This is a genomic window from Streptomyces sparsus, assembly GCF_054776295.1.
The window spans coordinates 1-1681 of record NZ_BAAHCA010000148.1 but is presented as its reverse complement, the minus strand read 5'-3'; the positions used below and the strand labels follow the sequence as shown (position 1 = coordinate 1681).

General features: G+C 73.8%; 2 protein-coding genes. Both read right to left on the bottom strand.

Features of this window, described 5'->3' with window-relative positions:
* Positions 1-88: 88 nt before the first annotated feature.
* The gene (locus ACYVE9_RS10300; protein ID WP_461027466.1) at positions 89-628 is read right to left on the bottom strand and encodes an orotate phosphoribosyltransferase; all 540 of its coding nucleotides are present in this window, start codon (positions 626-628) and stop codon (positions 89-91) included.
* 90 nt (positions 629-718) lie between these two features.
* Positions 719-1537: an aldose epimerase family protein gene (locus ACYVE9_RS10295; protein ID WP_461027465.1), complete on the bottom strand. Its 819-nt coding sequence runs from the start codon at positions 1535-1537 to the stop codon at positions 719-721.
* Positions 1538-1681 lie beyond the last annotated feature (144 nt).

Sequence of the window (1681 nt, the reverse complement as noted above, 5' to 3'; positions counted from 1 at the left end):
TCTCCGGGGCGGGATCGCGGGGGCTCGGGACGGCCGGGCGGGGGTTCGCCTGGGCCGGGGCCGCGCCTCAGGGCCGGGGAGGGTGGCGTCAGGCCAGGCCCAGGTCGCCGAGGTCGTACGCGTAGCGGTAGGGGATGCCGGCCTCGACCATCGCGGGGGCGGCGCTGCGCTCGACGATGGTCGCCACCGCGACCACCTCGGCGCCCGCCTCCCGGGCCGCCTCGACCGCGGTCAGCGGTGAGCCGCCGGTGGTGGACGTGTCCTCGACGATCAGCACCCGGCGGCCGGTGATGTCCGGGCCCTCGATCCGCCGCTGGAGTCCGTGGGCCTTGCCGGCCTTGCGCACCACGAACGCGTCCAGCGTGCGTCCGCGTGCGGCGGCGGCGTGCAGCATCGACCCGGCGACCGGATCGGCGCCCAGCGTGAGGCCGCCGACCGCGTCGAACTCCAGGTCCTCGGTCAGGTCCAGCATCACCTGACCGGTCAGCGGCGCCGCCTTCCCGTCCAGGGTGACCCGGCGCAGGTCGACGTAGAAGTCGGCCTCGGCTCCCGAGGAGAGGGTGACCCTGCCGTGCACCACGGCCTTGTCCTTGATCTGTTGCAGCAGCTCGGCACGCACATCGCTCATGGCCCTGAGCCTAAGCGCCGGCCCGCCCCCGGACAGCGGCGGGAGCCCCTCCGGCAGGGCGGAGGGGCTCCCGGGCCGGACGCGGGTGGCTCAGGCGGGATCGCCGAGCGCGCGCCACGTCCAGGTCGTGGAGACCTCCAGCGGGTCGATGGGGGTGACCAGGCGGGGGTGGCTGTTCAGGCCGTTGGGCGGGCCGGACTGCGGTTCCACGCAGACGCCCTCGGCCTGCTGGTCGTAGATCACCACCCATTCGGCGCGGCTGGTGACGTTCAGTTCGAGTTCGTCCGGCCAGGTGAGGGTGACGTCCACGCCGTCCGGCATGCCGAAGCAGTCGTCCCACGGGCCCGGTTGCGGCGGGATGCGCCGACCCGTCGGGATGTGGTCCTCGCCGCGTTCCTCCTGCCACGCCGCCTCGAAGTCGAGCAGCACGTCGGAGCCGCCACGGCCCAGGTTCCGCAGGAACCACGGGTGCCAGCCGGCCTGCGCGGGAAAGGACTCCCCCGCCGTCTCGACACCCATGGTCAGCGTCAGGCCGCTGCCGTCCTCGGCCAGTTCCACCACCTGGGTGACAAGCCCGTTCCACGGCCAGGGGTCACCCAGTTCCAAGGTGAAGGCGGCGGAACGCCGTTCGGCCCGGACGGTCTGCCAGACGCCGCGCCGGCCGGTGCCGTGCATCGCGTGCGGACCGGCGTCCAGCGGCAGTTGATGAGTGTCGGCACCACTGAGGAAGCGGCCCCGGTCCGTCCGCCCGCACCACGGCACCATCACGAACGAGCCGTACTTGTCGCCCTGTCTGAGCAGTTCGGTGCCGTGGACGCGGAGGGAGGCGATGCGGCAGCCGTTCCCCGGCTCAACGGTCAACTCGGCGGGCCCGGCGGCGAGCCGCACAGCGGCAGTCTGAGTGGTCACGTCAACGACCCTAACGGCCTCTGCGGCGAAGTACCCGACCGACCACCACAGCGGTGGCCACCGCCAGCGCGGCGGCGGGCGCGGCCCAGCGCAGGGTCTCGGCGGTCGACGACTCGTCGGGCGCGGGCACCGGCGCGTACCGGC

Coding starts and splice junctions, on each gene's coding strand:
- ACYVE9_RS10300 (WP_461027466.1), bottom strand. CDS start 628: ATGAGCGATGTGCGTGCCGAGCTGCTGCAACAGATCAAGGACAAGGCC.